Annotated in this window: 20 protein-coding genes; 10 read left to right on the forward strand and 10 right to left on the reverse strand. The window is 70.5% G+C overall.

Annotated elements, in window-relative coordinates; all coding sequences use genetic code 11:
* Positions 1–4 precede the first annotated feature (4 nt).
* Complete coding sequence (gene dnaJ, locus ACYVD1_RS09375; RefSeq protein WP_460770374.1) at positions 5–1,150, forward strand: molecular chaperone DnaJ; 1,146 nt, start codon at positions 5–7, stop codon at positions 1,148–1,150.
* Positions 1,147–1,887: a 16S rRNA (uracil(1498)-N(3))-methyltransferase gene (locus ACYVD1_RS09380; protein ID WP_460770376.1), complete on the forward strand. Its 741-nt coding sequence runs from the start codon at positions 1,147–1,149 to the stop codon at positions 1,885–1,887. Before dnaJ ends, ACYVD1_RS09380 begins: the two co-directional genes overlap by 4 nt.
* Positions 1,888–1,991: 104 nt before the next feature.
* Here the strand turns inward: ACYVD1_RS09380 and ACYVD1_RS09385 are convergent, their stop codons facing one another.
* Together ACYVD1_RS09385 and ACYVD1_RS09390 are read right to left on the reverse strand one after the other, a co-directional pair.
* The gene (locus tag ACYVD1_RS09385) at positions 1,992–2,732 is read right to left on the reverse strand and encodes a hypothetical protein (RefSeq protein WP_460770378.1); all 741 of its coding nucleotides are present in this window, start codon (positions 2,730–2,732) and stop codon (positions 1,992–1,994) included.
* The gene (locus ACYVD1_RS09390; RefSeq protein ID WP_460757207.1) at positions 2,729–3,259 is read right to left on the reverse strand and encodes a SigE family RNA polymerase sigma factor; all 531 of its coding nucleotides are present in this window, start codon (positions 3,257–3,259) and stop codon (positions 2,729–2,731) included. Before ACYVD1_RS09390 ends, ACYVD1_RS09385 begins: the two co-directional genes overlap by 4 nt.
* A gap of 361 nt (positions 3,260–3,620) precedes the next feature.
* Between ACYVD1_RS09390 and ACYVD1_RS09395 the strand changes: the two genes are divergently transcribed.
* The 6 genes from ACYVD1_RS09395 to era all read left to right on the forward strand — a co-directional run bounded on the left by ACYVD1_RS09395 (position 3,621) and on the right by era (position 8,690).
* Positions 3,621–3,971: a histidine triad nucleotide-binding protein gene (locus ACYVD1_RS09395; RefSeq protein WP_460770381.1), complete on the forward strand. Its 351-nt coding sequence runs from the start codon at positions 3,621–3,623 to the stop codon at positions 3,969–3,971.
* 269 nt (positions 3,972–4,240) lie between these two features.
* Positions 4,241–5,344: a PhoH family protein gene (locus ACYVD1_RS09400; protein WP_460770384.1), complete on the forward strand. Its 1,104-nt coding sequence runs from the start codon at positions 4,241–4,243 to the stop codon at positions 5,342–5,344.
* Positions 5,345–5,488: 144 nt separating this feature from the next.
* Positions 5,489–5,983, forward strand: a complete 495-nt coding sequence (gene ybeY, locus ACYVD1_RS09405; RefSeq protein WP_460770386.1) for an rRNA maturation RNase YbeY — start codon at positions 5,489–5,491, stop codon at positions 5,981–5,983.
* Positions 5,983–7,371 carry a hemolysin family protein gene (locus ACYVD1_RS09410; RefSeq protein WP_460770389.1) on the forward strand — a complete coding sequence of 463 codons (1,389 nt, stop codon included), beginning with the start codon at positions 5,983–5,985 and terminating at the stop codon, positions 7,369–7,371. Before ybeY ends, ACYVD1_RS09410 begins: the two co-directional genes overlap by 1 nt.
* The gene (locus tag ACYVD1_RS09415; protein WP_460757176.1) at positions 7,368–7,712 is read left to right on the forward strand and encodes a cytidine deaminase; all 345 of its coding nucleotides are present in this window, start codon (positions 7,368–7,370) and stop codon (positions 7,710–7,712) included. Before ACYVD1_RS09410 ends, ACYVD1_RS09415 begins: the two co-directional genes overlap by 4 nt.
* Before the next feature lie 9 nt (positions 7,713–7,721).
* Entirely contained in the window at positions 7,722–8,690 is a 969-nt protein-coding gene (gene era, locus ACYVD1_RS09420; RefSeq protein WP_460770391.1) for a GTPase Era, read from the forward strand.
* A gap of 100 nt (positions 8,691–8,790) precedes the next feature.
* On the opposite strand, the gene ACYVD1_RS09425 is transcribed toward era, so the two are convergent.
* Positions 8,791–9,525, reverse strand: a complete 735-nt coding sequence (locus ACYVD1_RS09425; RefSeq protein ID WP_460770447.1) for an IclR family transcriptional regulator — start codon at positions 9,523–9,525, stop codon at positions 8,791–8,793.
* Between the two features lie 295 nt (positions 9,526–9,820).
* On the opposite strand from ACYVD1_RS09425, the gene ACYVD1_RS09430 reads away from it, so the two are divergent.
* Positions 9,821–11,101, forward strand: coding sequence for a DUF6986 family protein (locus ACYVD1_RS09430; protein WP_460770394.1), 1,281 nt, complete (start codon positions 9,821–9,823; stop codon positions 11,099–11,101).
* A gap of 1 nt (position 11,102) precedes the next feature.
* A complete protein-coding gene (allB, locus tag ACYVD1_RS09435; RefSeq protein ID WP_460770396.1) occupies positions 11,103–12,452 on the forward strand; it encodes an allantoinase AllB in 1,350 nt (449 codons plus the stop codon).
* Positions 12,453–12,997: 545 nt separating this feature from the next.
* Here allB and ACYVD1_RS09440 read toward each other — a convergent pair.
* The 7 genes from ACYVD1_RS09440 to ACYVD1_RS09470 form a co-directional block, all read right to left on the reverse strand.
* Complete coding sequence (locus tag ACYVD1_RS09440; RefSeq protein WP_460770398.1) at positions 12,998–14,290, reverse strand: vWA domain-containing protein; 1,293 nt, start codon at positions 14,288–14,290, stop codon at positions 12,998–13,000.
* Positions 14,274–15,176, reverse strand: coding sequence for an SRPBCC family protein (locus ACYVD1_RS09445; protein ID WP_460770400.1), 903 nt, complete (start codon positions 15,174–15,176; stop codon positions 14,274–14,276). Before ACYVD1_RS09445 ends, ACYVD1_RS09440 begins: the two co-directional genes overlap by 17 nt.
* Positions 15,173–16,081, reverse strand: coding sequence for an AAA family ATPase (locus ACYVD1_RS09450; RefSeq protein ID WP_460770403.1), 909 nt, complete (start codon positions 16,079–16,081; stop codon positions 15,173–15,175). Before ACYVD1_RS09450 ends, ACYVD1_RS09445 begins: the two co-directional genes overlap by 4 nt.
* A 3-nt stretch (positions 16,082–16,084) precedes the next feature.
* A complete protein-coding gene (locus ACYVD1_RS09455; protein WP_460770405.1) occupies positions 16,085–17,044 on the reverse strand; it encodes an XdhC family protein in 960 nt (319 codons plus the stop codon).
* Positions 17,045–17,118: 74 nt separating this feature from the next.
* A complete protein-coding gene (locus ACYVD1_RS09460) occupies positions 17,119–19,482 on the reverse strand; it encodes an aerobic carbon-monoxide dehydrogenase large subunit (RefSeq protein WP_460770407.1) in 2,364 nt (787 codons plus the stop codon).
* On the reverse strand, positions 19,479–20,021 hold the full coding sequence (locus ACYVD1_RS09465) for a (2Fe-2S)-binding protein (protein WP_460770409.1): 543 nt from the start codon (positions 20,019–20,021) through the stop codon (positions 19,479–19,481). The genes ACYVD1_RS09460 and ACYVD1_RS09465 overlap by 4 nt, the downstream gene beginning before the upstream one ends.
* Before the next feature lie 2 nt (positions 20,022–20,023).
* On the reverse strand, positions 20,024–20,896 hold the full coding sequence (locus ACYVD1_RS09470; protein WP_460770411.1) for an FAD binding domain-containing protein: 873 nt from the start codon (positions 20,894–20,896) through the stop codon (positions 20,024–20,026).
* Positions 20,897–20,980: the final 84 nt, after the last annotated feature.

The following is a 20,980-nucleotide window of genomic DNA, read 5'->3' on the forward strand; positions in this document are numbered from 1 at the left end:
CTCAGTGGCCAGAGACTATTACCAGGTTCTCGGGGTGCGTCGCGACGCGTCCAAGGACGAGATCAAGAAGGCGTACCGGCGGCTCGCGCGCGAGCTGCATCCGGACATCAACCCGGACCCCGCCACCCAGGATCGCTTCAAGGAAGTGACCCAGGCTTACGAGGTCCTCTCCGACGAGAACAAGCGTCGGATGTTCGATATGGGCCACGACCCCTTCGCCCCTGGCGGAGGCGGTGGCGGCGCCGGTGGGTTCGGCGGCGCGGGCGGGTTCGCCTTCGACGACATCATGAACGCCTTCTTCGGCGGGGGCCAGCCCGGCGGCCGCGGGCCGCGGGAGCGGGTTCGGCGCGGACGCAGCATCAAGATCCGCATCGAGCTCGACCTCGTCGAGACCGCGTTCGGTGTGAGCAAGGAGATCACCTTCCCCACGGCTGTCCTGTGCGACACCTGTCAGGGCGAGGGCACGGCGGCCGGTTCGCACCGCAGCACCTGTGACATGTGCCACGGCCAGGGAGAGGTCTCCCAGGTCACGCGCTCCTTCCTCGGCCAGGTCATGACCTCGCGCCCCTGCCCGCAGTGCTCGGGGCAGGGTGCGGTCATCACCAACCCCTGCGGCGACTGCGCGGGCGAGGGCCGGGTGCGGGAGAAGGTGACCCGGACCGTCAAGATCCCCGCCGGTGTCGACGACGGCACCCGCATCCAGCTCGCGGGCGAGGGCGAGGTCGGACCCAACGGCGGGCCGCGCGGCGACATCATCCTCGAGGTCGTGCAGAAGGCACACCCGACGTTCGAGCGCCGCGGTGACGACCTGCACTGCACCATCACCGTCCCGATGACGGCGGCGGCCCTGGGCGCTTCCTTCGCCTTCGACACACTCGACGGCACCGAGAACATCGACCTGCGTCCGGGCACCAACTCGGGCCACGTCATCAACCTGCCGGGCAAGGGCGTTACCCACCTGGACGGCGGCGGCCGCGGCGACCTGCGCATCCGCGTCGACGTGGAGACCCCGGGCAAGCTGGACGAGGAGCAGGAGGCCCTGCTGCGCAAGTTCGCGGAGCTGCGCGGGGAGGACCAGAACCCGGGCCGTTTCAGTCCCGGGCACGGCGGGTTCTTCTCCAAGATCCGTGACGCCTTCGGCGCCAAGTGACCCCACCGGTCTTCCTGGTCGAGACCGCCGTCCTGGCGGGTGACCCGATCCGACTCGACGGGCCGGAAGGGCGGCACGCCGCCGCGGTCCGTCGAGTCCGGGTCGGCGAGACCGTCGACCTCTGCGACGGTCTCGGCCAGCGTGTGCGCTGCGGGGTAGCCGAGGTCGTCGGCAAGGACACCCTGGTCTGCCGGGTGGTGGAGCGCTGGACCGAGCCGGAGCCGAATCCCCGGATCACCGTCGTTCAGGCTCTGCCCAAGCGGGACCGGGGAGAACTCGCGGTGGAGATGATGACCGAGGCGGGGGTCGATGTCCTCGTCCCCTGGTCCGCCGAGCGCTGCGTCACCCAGTGGCGCGGCGACCGCGGGGCCAAGGCGCTGCTCAAGTGGCGGTCCGGTGCCCGGGAAGCGGCCAAGCAGGCCCGCCGTGCGCGGATTCCCGAAGTCACCGAGCCGCTCGGCCGCAAGGGTGTGGCGGCACTGCTCGCCGAGGCGGACCTGGCCGTGGTGCTCCACGAGCAGGGGGCCCAGCGTCTGTCAGAGGTGCCCCTGCCCTCGGCCGACGGCGCGGACATCGTCCTGGTGGTGGGCCCCGAGGGCGGCGTCTCCGACGCCGAGTTGGCGGCCTTCGACGGTGCCGGGGCGGTCAGGGGCCTGCTGGGGCCGTCGGTCCTGCGCACCTCCACCGCCGGGATGGCCGCTCTGTCGGTGCTCCAGTCCAGAACCGGGCGCTGGTAGGGACAGGCCACCCGGCTAAGCCGCTTGGGCTGACAGGATGGAACGTCGAAAGGGGCCCGCGCCGGAGATCGCGCAGGCCCCTCTTCACGTTCCTCGGAGCAGGATCACTCGGTGCTGGCGCCGTTCTCATCGCCGCCGTTGCCGCCCGAACCGCCGCCGTTGCCGTCACCGGGATCGTCATTGCCGTCACCGGGGTCATCATTGCCGTTACCGGGATCGTCACCGTTTCCGGGGTCGTCGCCGTTGCCGTCGGTGGGCTCGTCGGTCGGTTCCTCTGCGGGGTCGCAGTCCGCGGCCTCGGTGTCGGTGGACTCCCGCTCGTCCTCGTCGTTCTCGTTCGGCCCTCGGGTCCCCGTGGGCGTGACGTCGTCCTCGGGCGGGCACGAGCCGGCGGATTCGACACCCTCGTCCTCTGAGGCGTCGTCCTCGTCGTAGGTGGGTGAGCTCTCAGGGTCCGGCTCTGCGTGCTCTTCCTCCGGCACGGAGGTGCCGCTGGCCGAGTCGGTGGTGGGGGTGGGGGCCGCCACGTCGCTGTCCGCGCCCTGGTCTGCCTGCGGAGGTGCTTCCTCGCGGTCAGCGCCAGCCGGGACGATGTCCATCACCTGGTCGCGTACCTGCGGGCTCGACATGATCACTGAGGCGGCGATCAGGACCGCTGCCGCCACGGCTGTCGCGGGACGTAGCCACGGCAACCCGAACCAGGCCGAGCCGCGATGGCGCTCGGTACGCTCCCGGATGAGGTTGAGTCCCTCAGCGGAAGGCGACACATCGTCGGCCTCCGTCTTGAGTATCTGGCGGAGCTGGCTCTCGAACTCGAGATCGTTTCGGTCGTTGGGGCTGCTCATGACTTGTGCTCCAGTACAGAGCGGAGGGCGGTGATGCCACGCGATGTGTGGCTCTTGACTGCGCCTCGGCTAATGCCCATGGCGTCCGCGATCTGTGCTTCGGACAGGTCGCCGTAGTACCGGAGCACGATGGCCTCTCGCTGACGGGTGGGTAGCTTACGCAGGGCCCCGATGACGGCCTCGCGTTCCAGAAGGTTCATGGCGCCGTGTTCGGCGCTGGGCGCGTCGGGCAGGGCCTTCGGCGCGTGCTTCTCCACGACCGCGCGGTGGCGCAGCACCGACCTGGCCTTGTTCACTACCGCCTGCCGGAGGTAGGACAGTGCCTTGTTCGGATCCCTGAGTCGGCGCCAGGCCCCGTGCATGGCCACGAAGGCGTCCTGGACGACTTCCTCCGCGGTCGCGTGGTCCCGGACGAGCAGGGCGGCAAGCCGAACGAGCGGACGGTAGTGCTCCCGATAGAGCTCCGTCACGGCGTGGTCAGCGTCCCACTCGACCGAGAGTGGCGCCGTGGTGGCCCCGGCCACCAAGGTTTCTGTCGTCACATCAGTTCGACGCACACCCTTGTCGCGGGGTTTACGAAAGGGCATACCTCTTCTTTTCCAGGTAGACGTGTCTTTCAATCCGAACACGCCGGATCTGGCCAAGCAGCGGACGCCGCCGATGGTCTGACGCGCACGGATGAAAAGCCTATCGTGCCTGGCCTTCCAGGCGGTGGGGAACCCGGATCGGATCCGTTGCGGAAAAGTTGAGGATTCATATCTTCTCTCTGCGCCCTCTGGGGACACCCGCGGCACCACGGTCCCCGTCTCCCTCTGCGGCCACCTGCGGCATCATGGTCCCCGACATGCCCAGAGCGGTTCCGCTGCGCCGCGAGACGGAAGGTGAGCGATGGTCGATCCCGACTGCCTTTTCTGCAAGATCGTCAAGCGGGAGGTGCCCGCGGAGATCGTCCGCGAGGGGGAGCGCACGGTCGCCTTCCGCGATATTAATCCCCAGGCGCCCACGCACGTCCTGGTCATCCCGCGCGACCACCACCCCGACGCCGCGTCGGCGGCCGCCGACGACAGCGGGCTCATGGACACCGTGGTCAGGGAGGCCCACGAGGTGGCCAAGTCCGAGGGCCTGGCGGACTCCGGGTACCGGTTGGTCTTCAACACCGGCGCCAGCGCCGGACAGACCGTCTTCCACCTCCACGCGCACGTGCTCGGCGGACGCGGGCTGAACTGGCCCCCCGGCTGACAGCGGCTCCCGTACTCCGGCTGTCGCTTGGAGGACGGTCGGCGGACAGCGGCTGCCGCCCCGAGCCGGTGAAGGCCCGGCGAATAACGAATCGAGTTCGCCGGGCCCGCGTTGGTAGACTCGCTGACGGGCCCCACCGGCAACTTCGAGTGCCCCACGCACCCGTGGAGACCCGCCGGGCACGGTGTGCGGCCCGTCCGCGAGGAGCCCCGCGCACCGGAGCCGGGGACGTGACCGAAGGGTAGGGACAGCGGCCGCAAGGCCACACCATGGCCGAGTCAACTCACACGCACCCGGACCCGGACAGCCAGGTCAAGGTCGTGGTGCCGGACGACCACACGATGATCAGCCTGCTGGGCTCGGGGGACGAGCTCCTCAGGGCGCTGGAGCGGTCCTTCAAGAGCGACATCCACGTCCGAGGCAACGAGTTCACCATCAGCGGCACCCCTGAGGAGACGGCCGTCGTGGTCCGCCTCGTGGAGGAGCTGATCGAACTCGCCAAGAGCGGCACTCACGTCACCCCGGACACCATCGAACGCATGGTCCACATGCTGAGCGCGCCCGAGGGCGAACGCCCCGCCGACGTGCTGACCACCAACATCCTGTCCAACCGGGGCAGGACGATCCGCCCCAAGACGGTGAACCAGAAGCGGTACGTCGACATCATCGACCGGCGCACCGTGGTCTTCGGCATCGGCCCGGCCGGTACCGGCAAGACGTACCTGGCCATGGCCAAGGCGGTCAAGGCACTGCAGGACAAGGAAGTCAACCGGATCATCCTCACCCGCCCCGCGGTCGAGGCCGGTGAGCGGCTGGGCTTCCTTCCCGGCAGCCTCTACGACAAGATCGACCCCTACCTGCGCCCCCTCTACGACGCCCTGCACGACATGCTCGACCCGGACTCCATCCCCAAGCTGATGGCCGCCGGGACCATCGAGGTGGCGCCCCTGGCGTATATGCGGGGCCGGACCATTAATGACTCCTTTATCATCCTGGACGAGGCGCAGAACACCTCGCCCGAGCAGATGAAGATGTTCCTCACCAGGCTCGGCTTCGGGTCGAAGATCGTGGTCACCGGGGACGTCACCCAGGTGGACCTGCCCGGAGGGACGACCAGCGGACTCCGCACGATCGAGAGCATCCTGGGTGATATCGACGACATCGCCTTCTGCCGGCTGACCAGTGACGACGTGGTCCGGCACAAGCTGGTGGGGCAGATCGTCGACGCCTACGGCCGCTACGACGCCGCTCAGGGCGATCGGAGCAACGGGGACGGCGTGCGCCCGCGGCCCCGGAAGGGACGCCGCCGCGGCGACGACACCCCGAAGGGCGGCGGTGGCGGCGCCGACGGCCCCGAACAGCGGGCAGACTGAGAAGCAGTACGTAGTGACACCGACAGCGGTGGGTCCGCCTCGTGCGGGCCCACCGCTGTCGGTACGGCCATCCGGCCCCGTTCGGGTGCCCGGCGCCGGCGACACCGCCGACCACCACCGATCCAAGTGAGGCATCCGCAACCGATGAGTATCGACGTCGCCAACGAGTCCGGCGTCTCCACCGTGGACGAAGAGCGGCTCTCCCGACTGGCCCGGCACGTGCTCGACGCCATGCGCGTGCACCCGTTGGCCGAGCTGTCCGTCGTGTTGGTGGACGAAGGACCCATGACCGACCTCCACGTGCGCTGGATGGACGAACCCGGACCCACTGACGTGCTGTCGTTTCCCATGGACGAGCTTCGCCCGGGAGGTCCCGGCCGCACCAGCGACCCGGGTGTGCTCGGCGACGTGATCATCTGCCCGCAGGTGGCCGAGCGCCAGGGCGACAAGGCCGGTCACGGGACCGAGGCCGAGATCGACCTGCTGTGCACGCACGGCATCCTGCACCTGCTCGGTTACGACCACGCCGAGCCCGACGAGCACAAGGAGATGTTCGGTCTCCAAGGTGAGATCCTCACCGCTTGGCGCGAGCGGGACGCCCCCGGTGCGGACACGGCCGAAGGGGACGAGAGCGCCTGATGAGCGCGTCGCTCTGGCCCGACCTCGCCCCGCTGACCACGGGGCAGCCTGTCGAATGGGCGGTATCCTTCCTGGTCGCTCTCGGTCTCACCGCCGTGGCCGGGTTCCTGGTGGCTGCCGAGGTCGCCGTCACCCGCGTGCTGTCGTTGGGGATGGAAGCCACCAACGGGAAGCGGGCCGCCAAGGCCAGTGCGGCTTGGGACCGGGTCGCCGCCGATCCCACGCCCCACCTGAACATGCTGCTGTTCCTCCGTGTGGTGTGCGAGGTCTGCGCGGTCCTGGCCGCGGCCGTCGGCATGGTCTTCCTGCTCGGGCTGGGTTGGCCCGCGCTGCTGCTGACCGCGGCGGCGATGATCGTGGTGGAGTGCGTCCTGATCGCCGTCACGCCGCGGATCCTCGGCCGCCAGTTCGCCGGTCCGATCGCCCGGGCCAGCTCCAGGACGGTGTATCCGGTCCAGGTGGTGCTGGGCCCCGCCGCGCGACTGCTCGTCGGCGCGGGGCGGGCGCTCACCCCGCGGGGGAAGGGCGACCGGGAAGGGCCGTTCAGCACCGAGGTGGAGCTGCGCCAGCTCGTGGACCTGGCCGAGCAGGGGGACGTGATCGACTCCGAGGAGCGCGAGATGATCCACTCGGTGTTCAAGCTCGACGACACCTCCGTGCGCGAGGTGATGGTGCCCCGGCCCGACATCGTCTTCACCAGCCGTGACGCGGACGCCGACGAGGTGTTCACGATCGCTATGGGTAGCGGGTACTCGCGTATCCCGGTGACCGGCGAGGACGAGGACGACGTGGTCGGCATCGTCTACCTCAAGGACCTGGTGGAGCGGCTGCGCGACCGCTGGGCGGCGACCGCTGGGGGAGCTGAGAACGTACCGCTGACCGCGGGCGGTGTGATGCGCCCGGCCACCTATGTGCCGGACACCAAGCCGATCGACGAGCTACTGCGCGAGATGCAGAAGCAGCGCAACCACGTGGCGGTGGCGATCGACGAGTACGGCGGCACCGCGGGCCTGGTCACGCTGGAGGACATCGTGGAGGAGATCGTCGGTGAGATCACCGACGAGTACGACCACGAGATCGCGCCGGTGGACTGGCTGGACTCGGAGCGGGTGCGGGTGACCGCGCGGCTGCCGCTGAACGAGCTCGCCGAGCTCTTCCCGGACCGCGACCTCGAGGTGTCCGACGTGGAGACCGTGGGTGGTCTGGTGGCGTACGTCCTGGGGCGGGTCCCCGCCGGGGGTGCCCAGGCGGAATACGCTGGACTCAGGCTCACCCTGGAGGGCAAGAGCAGCCGCCGCAACCGGATGACGACGGTGCTGGTGGAGCGACTGCCCGCCGAACCGGAGGACCAGGGTTCGGACAAGCACGTAAGGAGCACGGACCAGTGACGGACACGACGGGGCTCGGCCCCGAGGACGGCAAGCTCATCACGCTCGCGCGGGCCTCCCGGGCCCGGAACGCGACCGCTGAGGGGGCCGCGGTGCGCGACGAGACCGGGCGCACGTACGTCGCCACCACGGTGTCGCTGCCCTCGCTCCGCCTCACCGCGCTCCAGGCCGCCGTGGCCGCGGCGGTCTCCAGCGAGGCCGCGGCCTTGGAGGCGGCGGTGGTCGTCACCGAGGCCAAGGAGCTGACCGAGGACGACCGCGCGGTGGCGGACGACCTGAAGACCCAGGTGGTGGTGATCGCCGCCCCCGATGGGGTGCCCGCGAGCATCACCCGGCGCTAAGAAGGATCCATGAACGACCTCGACCTCGAGAAGCTCCGCGTCCCGCTGCAGATGCCCTCCTACCCGGAGGGCTTCCGGAGCGGTTTCGCGTGCTTCGTGGGCCGCCCGAACGTGGGCAAGTCCACCCTGATGAACGCGTTGGTCGGGCAGAAGGTGGCGATCACCAGCAACCGGCCCCAGACCACGCGGCGGACGGTGCGCGGGATCGTGCACCGCCCGGAGGCGCAGCTGATCATCGTGGACACGCCCGGTCTGCACAAGCCGCGCACCCTGCTGGGCGAGCGGCTGGACTCGCTGGTCCGGTCCACGTTGGTCGAGGTGGACGTGATCGCGTTCTGTCTGCCCGCCAACGAGCCGATCGGACGCGGTGACACCTACATCGCCCAAGAGCTCGCCGAGCAGACGAGCACGCCCGTGGTCGCCCTGGTGACCAAGACCGACCTGGTGGACAAGGCGGCCGTCGGCGAGCACCTGATGGCCGTGAACGAGCTGGGCGACTGGGCCGACATCGTGCCGGTGTCCGCGCGCGGCGAGTACCAGCTGGACACGGTCGGCGAGGTGCTCAGCTCCCACCTGCCCGAGGGGCCGCCGCTCTACCCGGACGGCGACCTCACCGACGAGCCCGACGAGATGCTCGTGGCCGAGCTGGTGCGCGAGGCCGCCTTGGAGGGTGTCCGGGACGAGCTCCCGCACTCCATCGCCGTGGTGGTGGACGAGATGTACGAACGCGAGAACACCAAGCCCGGCAAGGAGCTGGTGGATATCTACGCCTCGCTGTACGTGGAGCGCCCCAGCCAGAAGGCGATCGTGATCGGTTCCAAGGGTTCGCGCCTGCGCGACGTGGGTTCGCGGGCCCGCAAGCAGATCGAGGGCCTGCTGGGTCAGCGGGTCTTCCTGGACCTGCGGGTGCGGGTGGCCAACAACTGGCAGCGCGACCCCAAGCAGCTGCGCAAGCTCGGCTTCGACCAGCAGACCTGATGATCAGGTCTGAGACGGGTGGGCCTGGTAGGCAGACCTGACGGGCGTAACGAACGAGGGGCCGTGATCGCCACGGCCCCTCGTTCGTCCTCTGGCGCCCTCAGCTCTGGTTGTTGAGGTCGGTGGCGAGGACGTTGGCGCACTTTTGGACGATAGGCGCGGCCCGGTCCACGAAGTCCCAGCTCACTCGGGCCTCCGGGCCGGAGACCGATACGGCCATGCCCGAGGGGGCGCCCTTGACCGGGACGGCGACGCAGCGCACCCCGATCTCCTGTTCGCCGTCGTCGATGGCGTAGCCGGTCTCGCGGATGCGCCGGAGCTCCGCGAGGAAGGTCTCGGGGTCGGTGATGGTGCGCTCCGTGGCGGCGGGCATACCGGTGCGGCCCACGGCCGCGAGCGCCTCCTCGTCGTTGAGCTGGGACAGCAGGGCCTTGCCCACCCCGGCGGAGTGCGGCAGGACGCGGCGGCCGACCTCGGTGAACATGCGCATGGCGTGCGGCGAGGGGACCTGCGCGACGTAGATGACCTTGTCACCGTCGAGCATCGCGAGATTGGCGGTCTCACCCAGGTCTTCCACGAGCTGGGCCAGGTGGGGGCGCGCCCAGGTACCCAGCATCTGCGCGGCCTTGTCCCCGAGCCCGATCAGCCGCGGTCCGAGGGCGTAGCGTCTGGAGGGCAGCTGACGTACGTACCCGTTGCCGACCAGGGTGCGGATGATGCGGTGGATGGTGGGTAGGGGCAGCCCGGAGGAATCGGCGAGTTGGCTCAGGGACGCCTCGCCGCCGGCCTCGGCCATGATCTCCAGCAGAGAGAAGGCGCGGTCGAGGGACTGCACGCCACCGGAGCGCCGGGCCGCCTCCTCTGGAGGGCTGAGCTGGTCCGTGCGGGGGGTCTGTGAGGCAGGCAAAGGTCGTGCTCCCATGATGAGGGCCGCTAGGTCACGCACTCATTCTGCAATACGAAAGCCGCTTTTCGCTCTCAGCCGTCGAACGAGTGTTACCGATCTGGGTCACTCAGCCCTGGGAACTCTTGTTCTTCCGAATCGTAGAAGTTAGTATCCGCATGTAGAAATTAGTGTCGGGGTTATCCGTTGCTGGACCCGGCACCGACGACGGAGGAGGACACCACACGTGGCGAGGGACAACCTGCGCGGCCTGACCGATCTGGTCACCCAACTCGACGCCCGGCTCGCCGAGGCCGACGCACGCCTGGACCGGGAGTACCCCGGGGGGAGCGGGGGCCGGCAGCCGGTCCACAGCGTCTACGTGCCCGCGAACCGGATCCACGCCGGCTTCGCGGCGGCCTGGGGCGGGCAGGCCCTCGAAGCGCTCGACGAGTACGCGCCCAAGGCCGCGGAGCTCGCCGAGGCCACCGGGCTGGGCGAAGCCGCAGTCGCCGACGCGCTCCCCTTGGTCCGGGCCAAGCTCGCCCGCGAGCCCATCGAGGACCTGCGCGCCGACCTCGAGGACGGCTACGGTGCGCCCGGGGACGACGCCGAGGACACCGACGTGGTCTCCACCGCGAAGGCGTTCGCCTCGGACCTGGAGCAGGGGACGGCCACGCCCTACTTCGGCATCCGGATGAAGGGCATGGAAGCGGCCGGGCGCCACCGCGGCGTCCGCAGCCTCACCCTCTTCCTAGAGACCCTCTTGGAGGGCCACGGCTCCCTGCCCGACAACCTCGTACTCACCCTGCCCAAGATCACCTCGGTCGAGCAGGTCGAGGCCATGGTCTGGGTCAGCGAGAAGCTGGAGGAGCGCTTCGGCCTGCCCGCCGGCCGGCTCCGGTTCGAGCTCCAGATCGAGACACCCCAGTCCATCCTGCTCACCGACGGCACCGTCGCGGTGTCCCGGATGATCCAGGCCGGCCAGGGCCGGGTCACCGCACTGCACTACGGCACCTACGACTACAGCGCCGCCTGCGGGATCACCGCGGCCCACCAGAGCCTGGCCCACCCGGTCGCAGACCACGCCAAGTCGGTCATGCAGGTGGCTGCGGCCGGTACGGGCGTGTGGCTCTCCGACGGCGGGAGCAACATCCTGCCGACCGGGACCCCCGAGGACGTGCGGTCCGCATGGCGGCTGCACGCCGACCTGATCCGCCGCTCCCTCGAGCGCGGCTTCTACCAGGGCTGGGACCTGCACCCCAACCAGCTTCCCATCCGCTACCTGGCCACCTACGCCTTCTACCGGGAGGCCTTCGCTCCCGCCGCCGATCGGCTGAAGGCCTACCTCGGTGAGGCCTCGGGCAACGTCATGGACGAGCCCGCCACAGCCCAGGCCCTGGCCTCCGTCCTGGCCAGCGGCCTGCGCTGCGGTGCGCTGGAGGAGTCCGAGGTGGTCGAAGCCGCCGGGGCCGACGCCGATACCATCGTCGGTCTGGCCACCCGCCGTGTCGGACAGGAGCAGTGAGTTGACCGAACACGCACTCGTCGTCCGGGCCCGCCGTGCGCTCACCCCCGAGGGAGAGCGCACTGTCAGCGTGGCCGTGGACGACGGACGGATCACCGATGTCGTCGAGGGGTTCGACGCCCCGATCGCCGCCCGGAGTGAACTGCGCTTGGCCGAGGACGAGGTCCTGCTCCCCGGACTGGTCGACAGCCACGTGCACGTCAACGAGCCCGGCCGGACCGAGTGGGAGGGCTTCGCCAGCGCCACCCGCGCCGCCGCACTGGGCGGGGTCACCACCCTGGTGGACATGCCCCTGAACAGCGTGCCGCCCACAACCACCGTCGACGGCCTCAAGGCCAAGCGTGCGGTGGCCGAGGGCAAGCTCGCCGTCGACGTCGGCTTCTGGGGCGGCGCCGTCCCAGAGAACACCGGCCCCAGCACCACGGGAGCCCTGGCGGACCTGTGGGCAGAAGGGGTGTTCGGTTTCAAGGCCTTCCTCTCACCGTCCGGTGTGGAAGAGTTCGGACACCTGTCCCCGGACGAACTGAACACCGCGGCGACTGCCATCCACGCCTTCGGTGGAACCCTCATCGTGCACGCCGAAGACCCCGGTGTGCTCGATTCGGCGCCCGAGGCCTCCGGCCGCGACTACGCGGACTTCCTCGCCTCGCGTCCCGATGCCGCTGAGCACGCGGCCATCTCCCTGGTGATCGACACCGCCCGCCGCACCGGCGTGCGCGCGCACATCCTCCACCTGTCCAGCGCCTCGGCCCTGCCGCTCATCGCGCAGGCCAAGGAGGACGGCGTCCCCCTCACGGTGGAGAGCTGCCCGCACTACCTCACCCTGGCCGCGGAGGAGATCCCCGAGGGGGAGACCAGCTACAAGTGCTGCCCTCCCATCCGGGACCGCGCCAACCGCGACCTGCTGTGGCGGGCGCTGGGCGACGGCTTGATCGACTGCGTCGTCAGCGACCACTCGCCCAGCACCCCCGACCTCAAGGACCTCGACACCGGTGACTTCGGCACCGCCTGGGGCGGGGTGGCCGGTCTCCAGGTGGGGCTGTCGGCCATGTGGACCGAGGCCCGGGAGCGCGGGGTGCCGCTCGCGGAGGTCGTGCGCTGGATGTCGGCCGCGCCCGCCCGGGTGGCGGGTGTGCGCGGTAAGGGGTCCATGGCCCCGGGCATGGCCGCGGACCTTGCCGTCTTCGCCCCGGAGGAGAGCGTTCGGGTGGAGGCTGCGTCCTTGGCGCACCGCAACCCGGTGAGCGCCTACGACGGCGCTGAGTTGTTCGGGCGCGTGCGCAGCACGGTTCTGCGGGGCACCGAGGTCGGGCCGGACAGCACCGAAGGCCGGATGATCACCCGGGACTGACCGGGACCGGCCGGGATTGGCCGGCTGAAACATGGTCAGGTCCGGGACCGGCTAACGGGGGCGGGCGCCTCCGCTGGTGACGATCCTGTGGCGGTCGCCCCGCCGGCGGTGTCGACGGTAGGGCGACCGCCCCCCCGTGACCCTTGGGGCCCGTAGCACTTGGGAGCTCGGCACGTGGTTGCCTCGACGGTTCCCCGCTGGTGGGGGTGCTGTTGGTATGTGGATCCGCGTGGGCGGGGGTTTGCTGCTAGTGCGGGTTTCCCCGTTTCCTGCCGCCCGAGTGTGGCCGTCTCCGCTGCGCGCCTCAAGGTCGTCGCCATCGAGCGCTTCGCGCGTCAACGGCGCTCCACCTTGACCCGCTCCGCTACGACGGCGGGTCGGCGGCTATCACGAAACGGGGAAACCCGCACCCCACAGGCATCCTGCACCGACGAAGCACCTCGAAAGAGGACTGTCTCCAGGAACCCCAACTCAGCAGCGCCCCGGGGCGTCCCCACCCATGAGGCTCGTCCACCACCCACTGGCTCAGGCCCGTTCACCAACCACTAGGGCTGCTTGCCCATCTTGGCTGCCCTCCACGTGGTCTGGGCGGCTACTGCTTCGACCACACCGCGCAACGCCTCGAAGGTGTGTGCGGGCAACAGGGCGTCGCAGTAGGGCAGGGCCGTCGACATCCCACCCGTCGAAGGCTCGAACCCGGGCGCCGCCGCTCTCGGGTTGGCCCAGACCACTCGGTGGGCGCGTCGTCGCAGGCGCGCCATCGCCGCGGCCATCGCCTCGGGCGGGTCGCTGTCCCAGCCGTCTGAGGCCACGACCACCACCGCGCCGCGCAGCGATGCCCCGTTCCGGGACGCGAGCAACTCCCGCAGGCTCGCCGCGATGCGGGTTCCGCCGAACCGGTCGTCCACGGCACCGGTGGCACGGACGACGGCGCCCTCCGCGGTTCCGTCGCGCAGGAGCGGGGTCAGCCGGGTCAACCGGGTGCCGAACGCGAACGCCTCAGTGTCCACCGCCACCGCGAAGGCGCGCATGAGATGGACGTAAGCGGCGGCCTGGGCCCGCATCGAACCACTCACGTCGCACAGCACCACCACCCGGCGGGGCCGTGGCACGGGGCGGCTCCGGACCAGCTCCACCGGCTCCCATCCGGTACGCCGGGCGCGTGCCAGAGTAGCCCGCACTGCCACCTTCCCCCCGGAGTGTCCCGGCCGCTGACGCCGCCCGCGGCGCCGCGGCAGCCGGGGCCGCAGCTCCGCCAGCCACGCCCCGAGCCGGGCGACCTCGGTTTCGGAGAGCTGCTCGAAGGGTTCGTCCGCGAGGGCCTCGACGGCGCTGGGAGCCAGCTGGGGGAGGGAGTTCGGCGGATCCTGCTCCTCCGGGCCGCCGACGTCCGGCGGAAGGGTCACCCACGGCAGTCCGGCACCGGCCGAACCCTCCTGCTCGGGTCCGGTCCCCGGGTCGGGTGCGCCATCCGACCTGGACCGGAGCCGGGGCAGCGCCGACGTGTCCTCGTCGCCCGGTACGGAGCCCTCGAACACGGCGGCGAACACGGAGTCGAAGGGGGCGAGGTCACCGCGGCGCCGTACCAGGCACACCCGCGCGGTCCAGTACAGGCGGTCGAGCGAGTCCGGCGGTTCGACGGCCAGTGCACGGGCGAGGGTGCTCGCGGAGTCCAGGTCGACCCGGACACCGTGGGCGCGCAGCCGTTCGGTGAAGGCGACGGTGAAGGCCGCCCGGTCCACCCCGGGCAGCGGAGAGGGCCCGTGCGAGCCCTCGCGCGTTCTCCCGACCGGGCCTCCGGACGCCTCGGCCCCCGGCCGGTCAGCCGAAGAGGGCATAGCCGATCAGTATCCCCGCCACGACGACCACTACTGCCAGCATGGGCCACAGCCGTTGGAGGACGGCGCCGCGGGAGGCCCTGCCCAGGTCCAGCGGCTCGGCCTCCGCGCCGTGGATCTCCCGGCGGGCGGCGGGTTGCTCGGACGGCGCGCTCTCGGTGTTCTCGCCGCTCTCGGAGCCTTCGCCTCCGGTACCGTCCGGTCCGTCCGTCTCCCGGTCCGGCTGGCTGTTCAGCCGACCGCTCCCCGCCATGTGCGCCCCGCCCGCCATGTGGTCGCCACCGGCCATGTGCCCGCCGCCCGTCATGTGGCCCCCGCCGGCCATGTGGGTCCCGCCGTCCTTGGGCTCTTCGCGCTGCCCGTTCCTGCTGTGCGCCATTTCAGCCGTCCCCCGCTCGGTATCGGCTTCCATGGTGCCGGATTCGGTCCCCGCATCGGCGGGCGCGGCGGCGAGTTTGCCCTCCAAGCACTCCACGAACTGCCCCAACAGCCGCTCGGACACGTCCTTGATCATCCCGCCGCCCAGCTGGGCGAGCTTGCCGGTGATCTTCAGGTCGGTGCCCACGGAGACCGCCGTGCCGCCGTCCTCCTCCCGGAGCTGGAGCGTCACGGACGCTGACGCGTTGCCCGCTCCTCGGCTGGCCTTGCCCGAGGCCTGGATGACCGCGCGCCGCTCCGCGGCGTCCTGTTCGGTGAACTGCGCGGTGCCGTCGTAGGCGGCCACGACCGGGCCCACCTTGACCTTCACCTTCCCCGAATAGACGTCGCCCTCCACCCCGGTGAGCTGCGCCCCCGGCATACACGGGGCGATCGCCTCGACGTCGGTGAACAGTTCCCACACCCGGTCCACGGGTGCGTCCACGGTGAACTCGTTGTCGATTCTCACGATGACTCCGCTCGGGCCCCTGGGGAGTACTCAGACCCCGGCGGGCCATAGCCGAGGCCGGTCAGTGCCGAGACCACGGTGTCGTGGTCGTCGGGTGTCTTGGTCAGCGCGGACAGGGTCCGCACGATGTCGTCGCGGACTAGTTCGGTCACACCCAGTGCACCCAGTGCCGCAACCCAATCGATGGTTTCGGCCATCCCGGGGGCCTTGTCCATTTCCAGGTCCCGCACCCGGCCCACGAACTCCGTCGCCGAACCCACCAGCGCCTCACCCGCCTCCGGGACGCGGCGGCGCAGGATCTCGGCGGCCCGCTCCGCTGCGGGGAAGGCGATCCAGTGGTAAAGGCAGCGGCGGCGCAGCGCGTCGTGCAGGTCGCGGCTGCGGTTGGACGTGAGCACCACCAGCGGCGGCCGCTTGGCCGTGAAGGTGCCCAGCTCGGGGACGGTCACCGAAGCCTCTCCCAGGAATTCCAGCAGCAGCGCCTCGAACTCGTCGTCGGCCCGGTCGACCTCGTCGATCAGCAGCACGGGCGGCACGTGCCCCTCCTGCCGGACCGCCCGGAGGATCGGCCGGTCCAGGAGGAACTCCTCGGTGAACAGGTCGCCGTCCACGAGCCGCTCGCCCCGCGACTCCGCCACCCGGATCGCCAGCAGTTGGCGCTGGTGGTTCCACTCGTACAGGGACTCGCCCGCGGTCAGCCCTTCGTAGCACTGCAACCGGATCAGCGGCGCCGCCAGGACGTCGGCCAGCGCTTTGGCCGCCGCCGTCTTGCCCACGCCCGGCTCGCCCTCCAGCAGCAGCGGGCGGCCCAGAGCCAGCGCCAGGTACAGCGCGGTGGCCGTGCCCTCGTCCACCAGGTAGTCCTGTGCGTCCAGCCGCCGCCGAACCTCCTCGGAGTCCAGCACCCGCTACCCCTCGGCCCGGTAGTGGTCACGGCAGCCGGGGGCACAGAACCAGATATCGCGCCCGTCGATCTCCCGGTGCGGAGTTGTGGGCCCCACGGTCACTGTCATGCCGCAGACCGGGTCCACCGCGGTCCCCGGTGACGGGGACCCGGTTCGGGGCCCGGGCGGTGCGTGCTGCGCGGCGGCCGCGGTGTCCGGGACAGACGAGGAGGCCGGGACAGGCGATGCGGAGGGAGCGGTGAGGCCCTCCTGCCTGATGGCTTGGGTGACCTCCGCCAGGATCGACAGCGCGATCTCCGGGGCCGTACGCGCCCCGATGTCCAACCCGACCGGGGTGTGTACCCGTCCCCGTTCGCAGTGGCTCAGCTCCATGGCGTCCAGGACCGCGGCGCCGCGCCGCCGGGAGGCGACCAGCCCCACGAAACCCACACCGGCGTCCAGGGCGGCGCGGATCACCGAGGCCTCGTCGCCACCGTGGCTGGCCACGATCACGGCGGTCGCGCCCCCCACCACCTTCGGGCCGGCGCCGGGCTCCACGACGAACCCGAGCGGCGGAGCCAGCTCGCCCAGAGCCTCGACGATCGGTGACTCGCCCACCACCCCGAGCACCGGGTCCGGCAGGCGCGGCTGGAGGAAGATCTCCAGCGCGCCCCCGGACAGGCACGGATTGACCACCACGTGCGCCCCCGGTGCTTCAGGGAAGTCTTCGCCCGCGCCGGGGAGCACCCTGAGCAGTACGCTGTCGCCGTTGCGGATCGCCTCCAGCGCCACCTCGCGCACCGAGCCCTGGGCGCACTGGCCCCCGACGAAGCCCTCGATGGACCCGTCGGAGAGGACGATCGCGGTGTCCCCCGGCCGGGCGGACGACGGTACCTGCGCCCGCACCACGGTCGCCTCGACGAACGGCACCTTGTCGGCGAGCAGCTCGCGGCTGCGGTCCGAAAGGTCAACGGTGGCCACCATGGGTCCACCCCTTCTCTGCTTCTGCGTTGCCTACTGCGTCCGGCTGATGCTGTGCCCGGTCGGCGCCGACCAGCTCAGAACGACGGTGTGGCCTGGCCGCGCATGGCGTCCCACACCCGGGAGGGCGTGAGCGGCATGTCGGCGTGGCGGATCCCGAACGGCTTCAGTGCGTCCACGACCGCGTTCACCACGGCCGGGGGAGAGCCGACCGTGGCCGACTCGCCCACACCCTTGGCGCCGATCGGGTGGTGCGGCGACGGGGTCACCGTGTGCCCGGTCTCCCAGTCGGGGACCTCCAGAGCCGTGGGCAACAGGTAGTCCATGAGCGAGCCGCCCAGGCAGTTGCCGTCCTCGTCGAACGAGATCATCTCCATGAGCGCCATCCCGACCCCGTCCGCCAGGCCTCCGTGAACCTGCCCCTCGATGATCATCGGGTTGATCCGGGTGCCGCAGTCGTCCACCGCCACGAACCGGCGCACCTTCACCTGCGCCGTGCCCGGGTCCACGTCCACCACGCAGATGTAGGCCCCGTGCGGGTAGGTGAGGTTCTCCGGGTTGTAGCAGACCTGTGCCTCCAGGCCGCCCTCGATGCCTTCCGGCAGGTCGCCCGCCCCGTGGGCGCGCAGGGCGATCTCCTGGATGGTCACCGACCGCTCGGGGTCGCCCACGACCGAGTAGGCCCCCTTGGTCCACTCCAGGTCGGAGACCGACACCTCCAGCATCCCCGAGGCGATGATCCGCGCCTTGTCGCGCACCTTGCGCGCCACCATGGCGGCGGCCGCGCCCGATACCGGCGTGGACCGGCTGCCGTAGGTGCCCAGTCCGAAGGGGGTGTTGTCGGTGTCGCCGTGCACGACGTCGATGTCGTCCGGCGCGATGCCGATCTCCTCCGCCACGATCTGCGCGAAGGTCGTCTCGTGCCCCTGCCCTTGGGTCTGTACCGACAGCCGCACGACCGCTTTCCCGGTGGGGTGGATGCGCAGCTCACAGCCGTCCGCCATCCCCAGGCCCAGGATGTCCATGTTCTTGCGCGGGCCTGCGCCGACCGCCTCGGTGAAGAACGAGACGCCGATGCCCATCAGCTCACCGCGGGCGCGCTTCTCCGCCTGCTCCTTGCGGAGCTCCTCGTAACCGGAGATGCGCAGGGCCTCCTGCATGGTGGGCCGGTAGTCGCCCGAGTCGTACACCCACCCGGTCTTGCTGGTGTACGGGAACTGTTCGGGCCGGAGCAGGTTGCGCATGCGCAACTCGACCGGGTCCACCTCCAGCTCGTAGGCCAGGCAGTCCACGATCCGCTCGACCAGGTACACGGCCTCGGTGATCCGGAAGGAGCACGCGTAGGCCACCCCGCCAGGGGCCTTGTTGGTGTAGACGGCGTTCATCTTGGCGTAGGCCGCCTCGATGTCGTAGCTGCCGGTGAAGACCCCGAAGAACCCCGCCGGGTACTTGCTGGGCGCCGCCTGGGCGTTGAACGCTCCGTGGTCGGCGAGCACGTTGGTGCGGATGCCCAGGATGCGGCCGTCCTTGGTGGCGGCGATCTCGCCGCGCATCACGTAGTCGCGGGCGAACCCGGTGCTGATGAGGTTCTCCGAGCGGTCCTCCATCCACTTGACGGGCTTCCCGGTGACCAGCGAGGCCACGATCGAGCACACGTAGCCGGGGTAGATGGGCACCTTGTTGCCGAAGCCGCCGCCGATGTCGGGGGAGATCACCCGGATCTTGTGCTCGGGCAGGCCAGCGACCATCGCGTAGAGGGTGCGGTGGGCGTGGGGCGCCTGGGTGGTCGACCACAGGGTCAGGCGGCCCTCGACCGGGTCGAAGTCGGCGACCGAGCCGCAGGTCTCCAAGGGCGCCGGGTGCACACGCGGGTAGACGATGTCCTCGGTGACCACCACGTCGGCCTTGGCGAACACCGCTTCCGTCGCCGCCTCGTCCCCGGTCTCCCAGTCGAAGATGTGGTTGTCGGTCTTGCCCTCCAGGTCGTCGCGGACCACAGGGGCGTCCGCGGCCAGGGCGGTACGGGCGTCCGCGACCGGGTCGAGCATGTCGTAATCGACGTCGATGAGCTCCAAGGCGTCACGTGCCGAGTAGTGGTCCTCAGCCACCACGAACGCGACCTCCTGGCCCTGGAAGCGCACCTTGTCGGTGGCCAGGACCGCCTGCACGTCGTTGGACAGGGTCGGCATCCACGCCAGGCCCTGCTCGGCCAGCGCGGCTCCGGTCACCACGGCCTTGACCTTAGGGTGCGCCTCGGCGGCGCTGGTGTCGATGGAGACGATCCGCGCGTGCGCCATCGGGGCGCGCAGGATCGCCAGGTGCAGCATCCCGGTCAGCTGGACGTCGTCCACGTACTTGCCGCGCCCGCGCACGAACCGGGGGTCCTCCTTGCGGAGCATCCGTCCGTGGCCGACGGGCTTGTCCTCGTTCACCGCGGTCACTGGACTTCCTCCTTGGCCTGCTCCGTCGCCTGGTCAGGGGCGAGACGGGGTTCCGGTGGCGTCTGGACCGCCCGCTCAGCAGCCTCGTGCTCGGCCGCCCAGCGCACCGAACGCACGATGGTGGAGTAGCCGGTACAGCGGCAGATCTGCCCGGTGATGGCCTCGCGCACCTCGTCCTCGGAGGGGTCGGGGTTGCGGTCCAGCAGGGCTCGGGCGGTCATCATCATTCCGGGGGTACAGAAGCCGCACTGGAGGCCGTGGCACTCCATGAAGCCCTGCTGCACGGGGTCGAGTTCGCCGTTCTCAGCCAGGCCTTCGACGGTGCGGACCTCCTTGCCGTCGGCCATCGCGGCGAGCACGGTGCAGGACTTGACGGGTTCGCGGTCCATCCAGAGCACGCACGTGCCGCAGTTGCTGGTGTCGCACCCCCAGTGGGTGCCGGTGAGGCCCAGGTGGTCCCGGACGAAGTGCACCAGGAGAAGACGGCTCTCGATCTCCTTGGTGACCTCTTCGCCGTTGACGGTCATGGTCACGCGCATGGTCAGGCCTTCCCGGTTCGGGCGACGGCGCGGCGCAGCGTCCGTCGGGTGAGTTCCTTGGCGAGGTGGCGCTTGTACTCGGCGCTCCCGCGGGTGTCGGTGCTGGGGTCACAGCTCTCAGCGGCGATCTCGCCCGCCCTCGTGTACAGCTCCTCCGTGGGGCGCTCACCGTGCAGGACGTCGGCGATGCCGTCGACCCGGACGGTGCCGGGGCCCACCGCGGCCAGTCCGACCCGGGCGTCGGCGACGGTGCCGCCGTCCAGCCACACCGCTGCGGCGGTGGAGGCCACGGCCCAGTCGCCCGCGCGCCGCTCGACCTTCTCGAAGGCGCTCGAACCCCCGGGCTTCACGGGGAAGCGGATCTCGACGAGCATCTCTCCGGGGCCGACCGCGGTCTCGTAGGGGCCGCGGTGGAATTCGTCCATCGGGACCAGCCGGTCACCCTCAGGGCCGCGGATCACGCACACGGCACCGAGGGCACCGCACACGGCCGACAGGTCTTCCGAGGGGTCGGCCTGGCAGAGCGAGCCGCCCAGGGTGCCGCGGTTGCGCACGACGGGGTCTGCGATCACCCGCTCGGCGTCACGGAAGACGGGGAAGACCTCCGCGAGCTCCGCGGACTCCAGGAGTTCCCGGTGCCGGGTCATGGCCCCGATCCGCACCTCGTCCGCGCCGACACGCACGTATCCGAGCTCCCCGTGGAGCTCGTTGATGTCGATCAGGTACTCGAGGTCGGTGAGCCGGAGCTTCATCATCGGCAGCAGACTGTGGCCGCCCGCGACCAACCGCGCGGACTCACCCAAGCGGTCCAACAGACCGATCGCGTGGTCGACGCTGGTCGCTCGTTCGTACTCGAACGGTGCTGGGACCTGCATGTACGCCTCCTAGCAATGCGTGTGATGCATTACACAGCGGAGGGTCGAGGGGGTCAACGACGACATAAGGGGTCGCTTAATGGC

It is taken from the genome of Nocardiopsis nanhaiensis (genome assembly GCF_054778635.1).

What these genes read in the sequence shown, in the direction of transcription:
- ybeY (WP_460770386.1), top strand. Translation starts at nt 5,489, where the DNA reads ATGAGTATCGACGTCGCCAACGAGTCCGGCGTCTCCACCGTGGACGAA.
- era (WP_460770391.1), top strand. Translation starts at nt 7,722, where the DNA reads ATGAACGACCTCGACCTCGAGAAGCTCCGCGTCCCGCTGCAGATGCCC.
- ACYVD1_RS09400 (WP_460770384.1), top strand. Translation starts at nt 4,241, where the DNA reads ATGGCCGAGTCAACTCACACGCACCCGGACCCGGACAGCCAGGTCAAG.
- ACYVD1_RS09395 (WP_460770381.1), top strand. Translation starts at nt 3,621, where the DNA reads ATGGTCGATCCCGACTGCCTTTTCTGCAAGATCGTCAAGCGGGAGGTG.
- ACYVD1_RS09385 (WP_460770378.1), bottom strand. Translation starts at nt 2,732, where the DNA reads ATGAGCAGCCCCAACGACCGAAACGATCTCGAGTTCGAGAGCCAGCTC.
- ACYVD1_RS09440 (WP_460770398.1), bottom strand. Translation starts at nt 14,290, where the DNA reads ATGCCCTCTTCGGCTGACCGGCCGGGGGCCGAGGCGTCCGGAGGCCCG.
- ACYVD1_RS09465 (WP_460770409.1), bottom strand. Translation starts at nt 20,021, where the DNA reads ATGCGCGTGACCATGACCGTCAACGGCGAAGAGGTCACCAAGGAGATC.
- ACYVD1_RS09455 (WP_460770405.1), bottom strand. Translation starts at nt 17,044, where the DNA reads ATGGTGGCCACCGTTGACCTTTCGGACCGCAGCCGCGAGCTGCTCGCC.
- ACYVD1_RS09470 (WP_460770411.1), bottom strand. Translation starts at nt 20,896, where the DNA reads ATGCAGGTCCCAGCACCGTTCGAGTACGAACGAGCGACCAGCGTCGAC.
- ACYVD1_RS09410 (WP_460770389.1), top strand. Translation starts at nt 5,983, where the DNA reads ATGAGCGCGTCGCTCTGGCCCGACCTCGCCCCGCTGACCACGGGGCAG.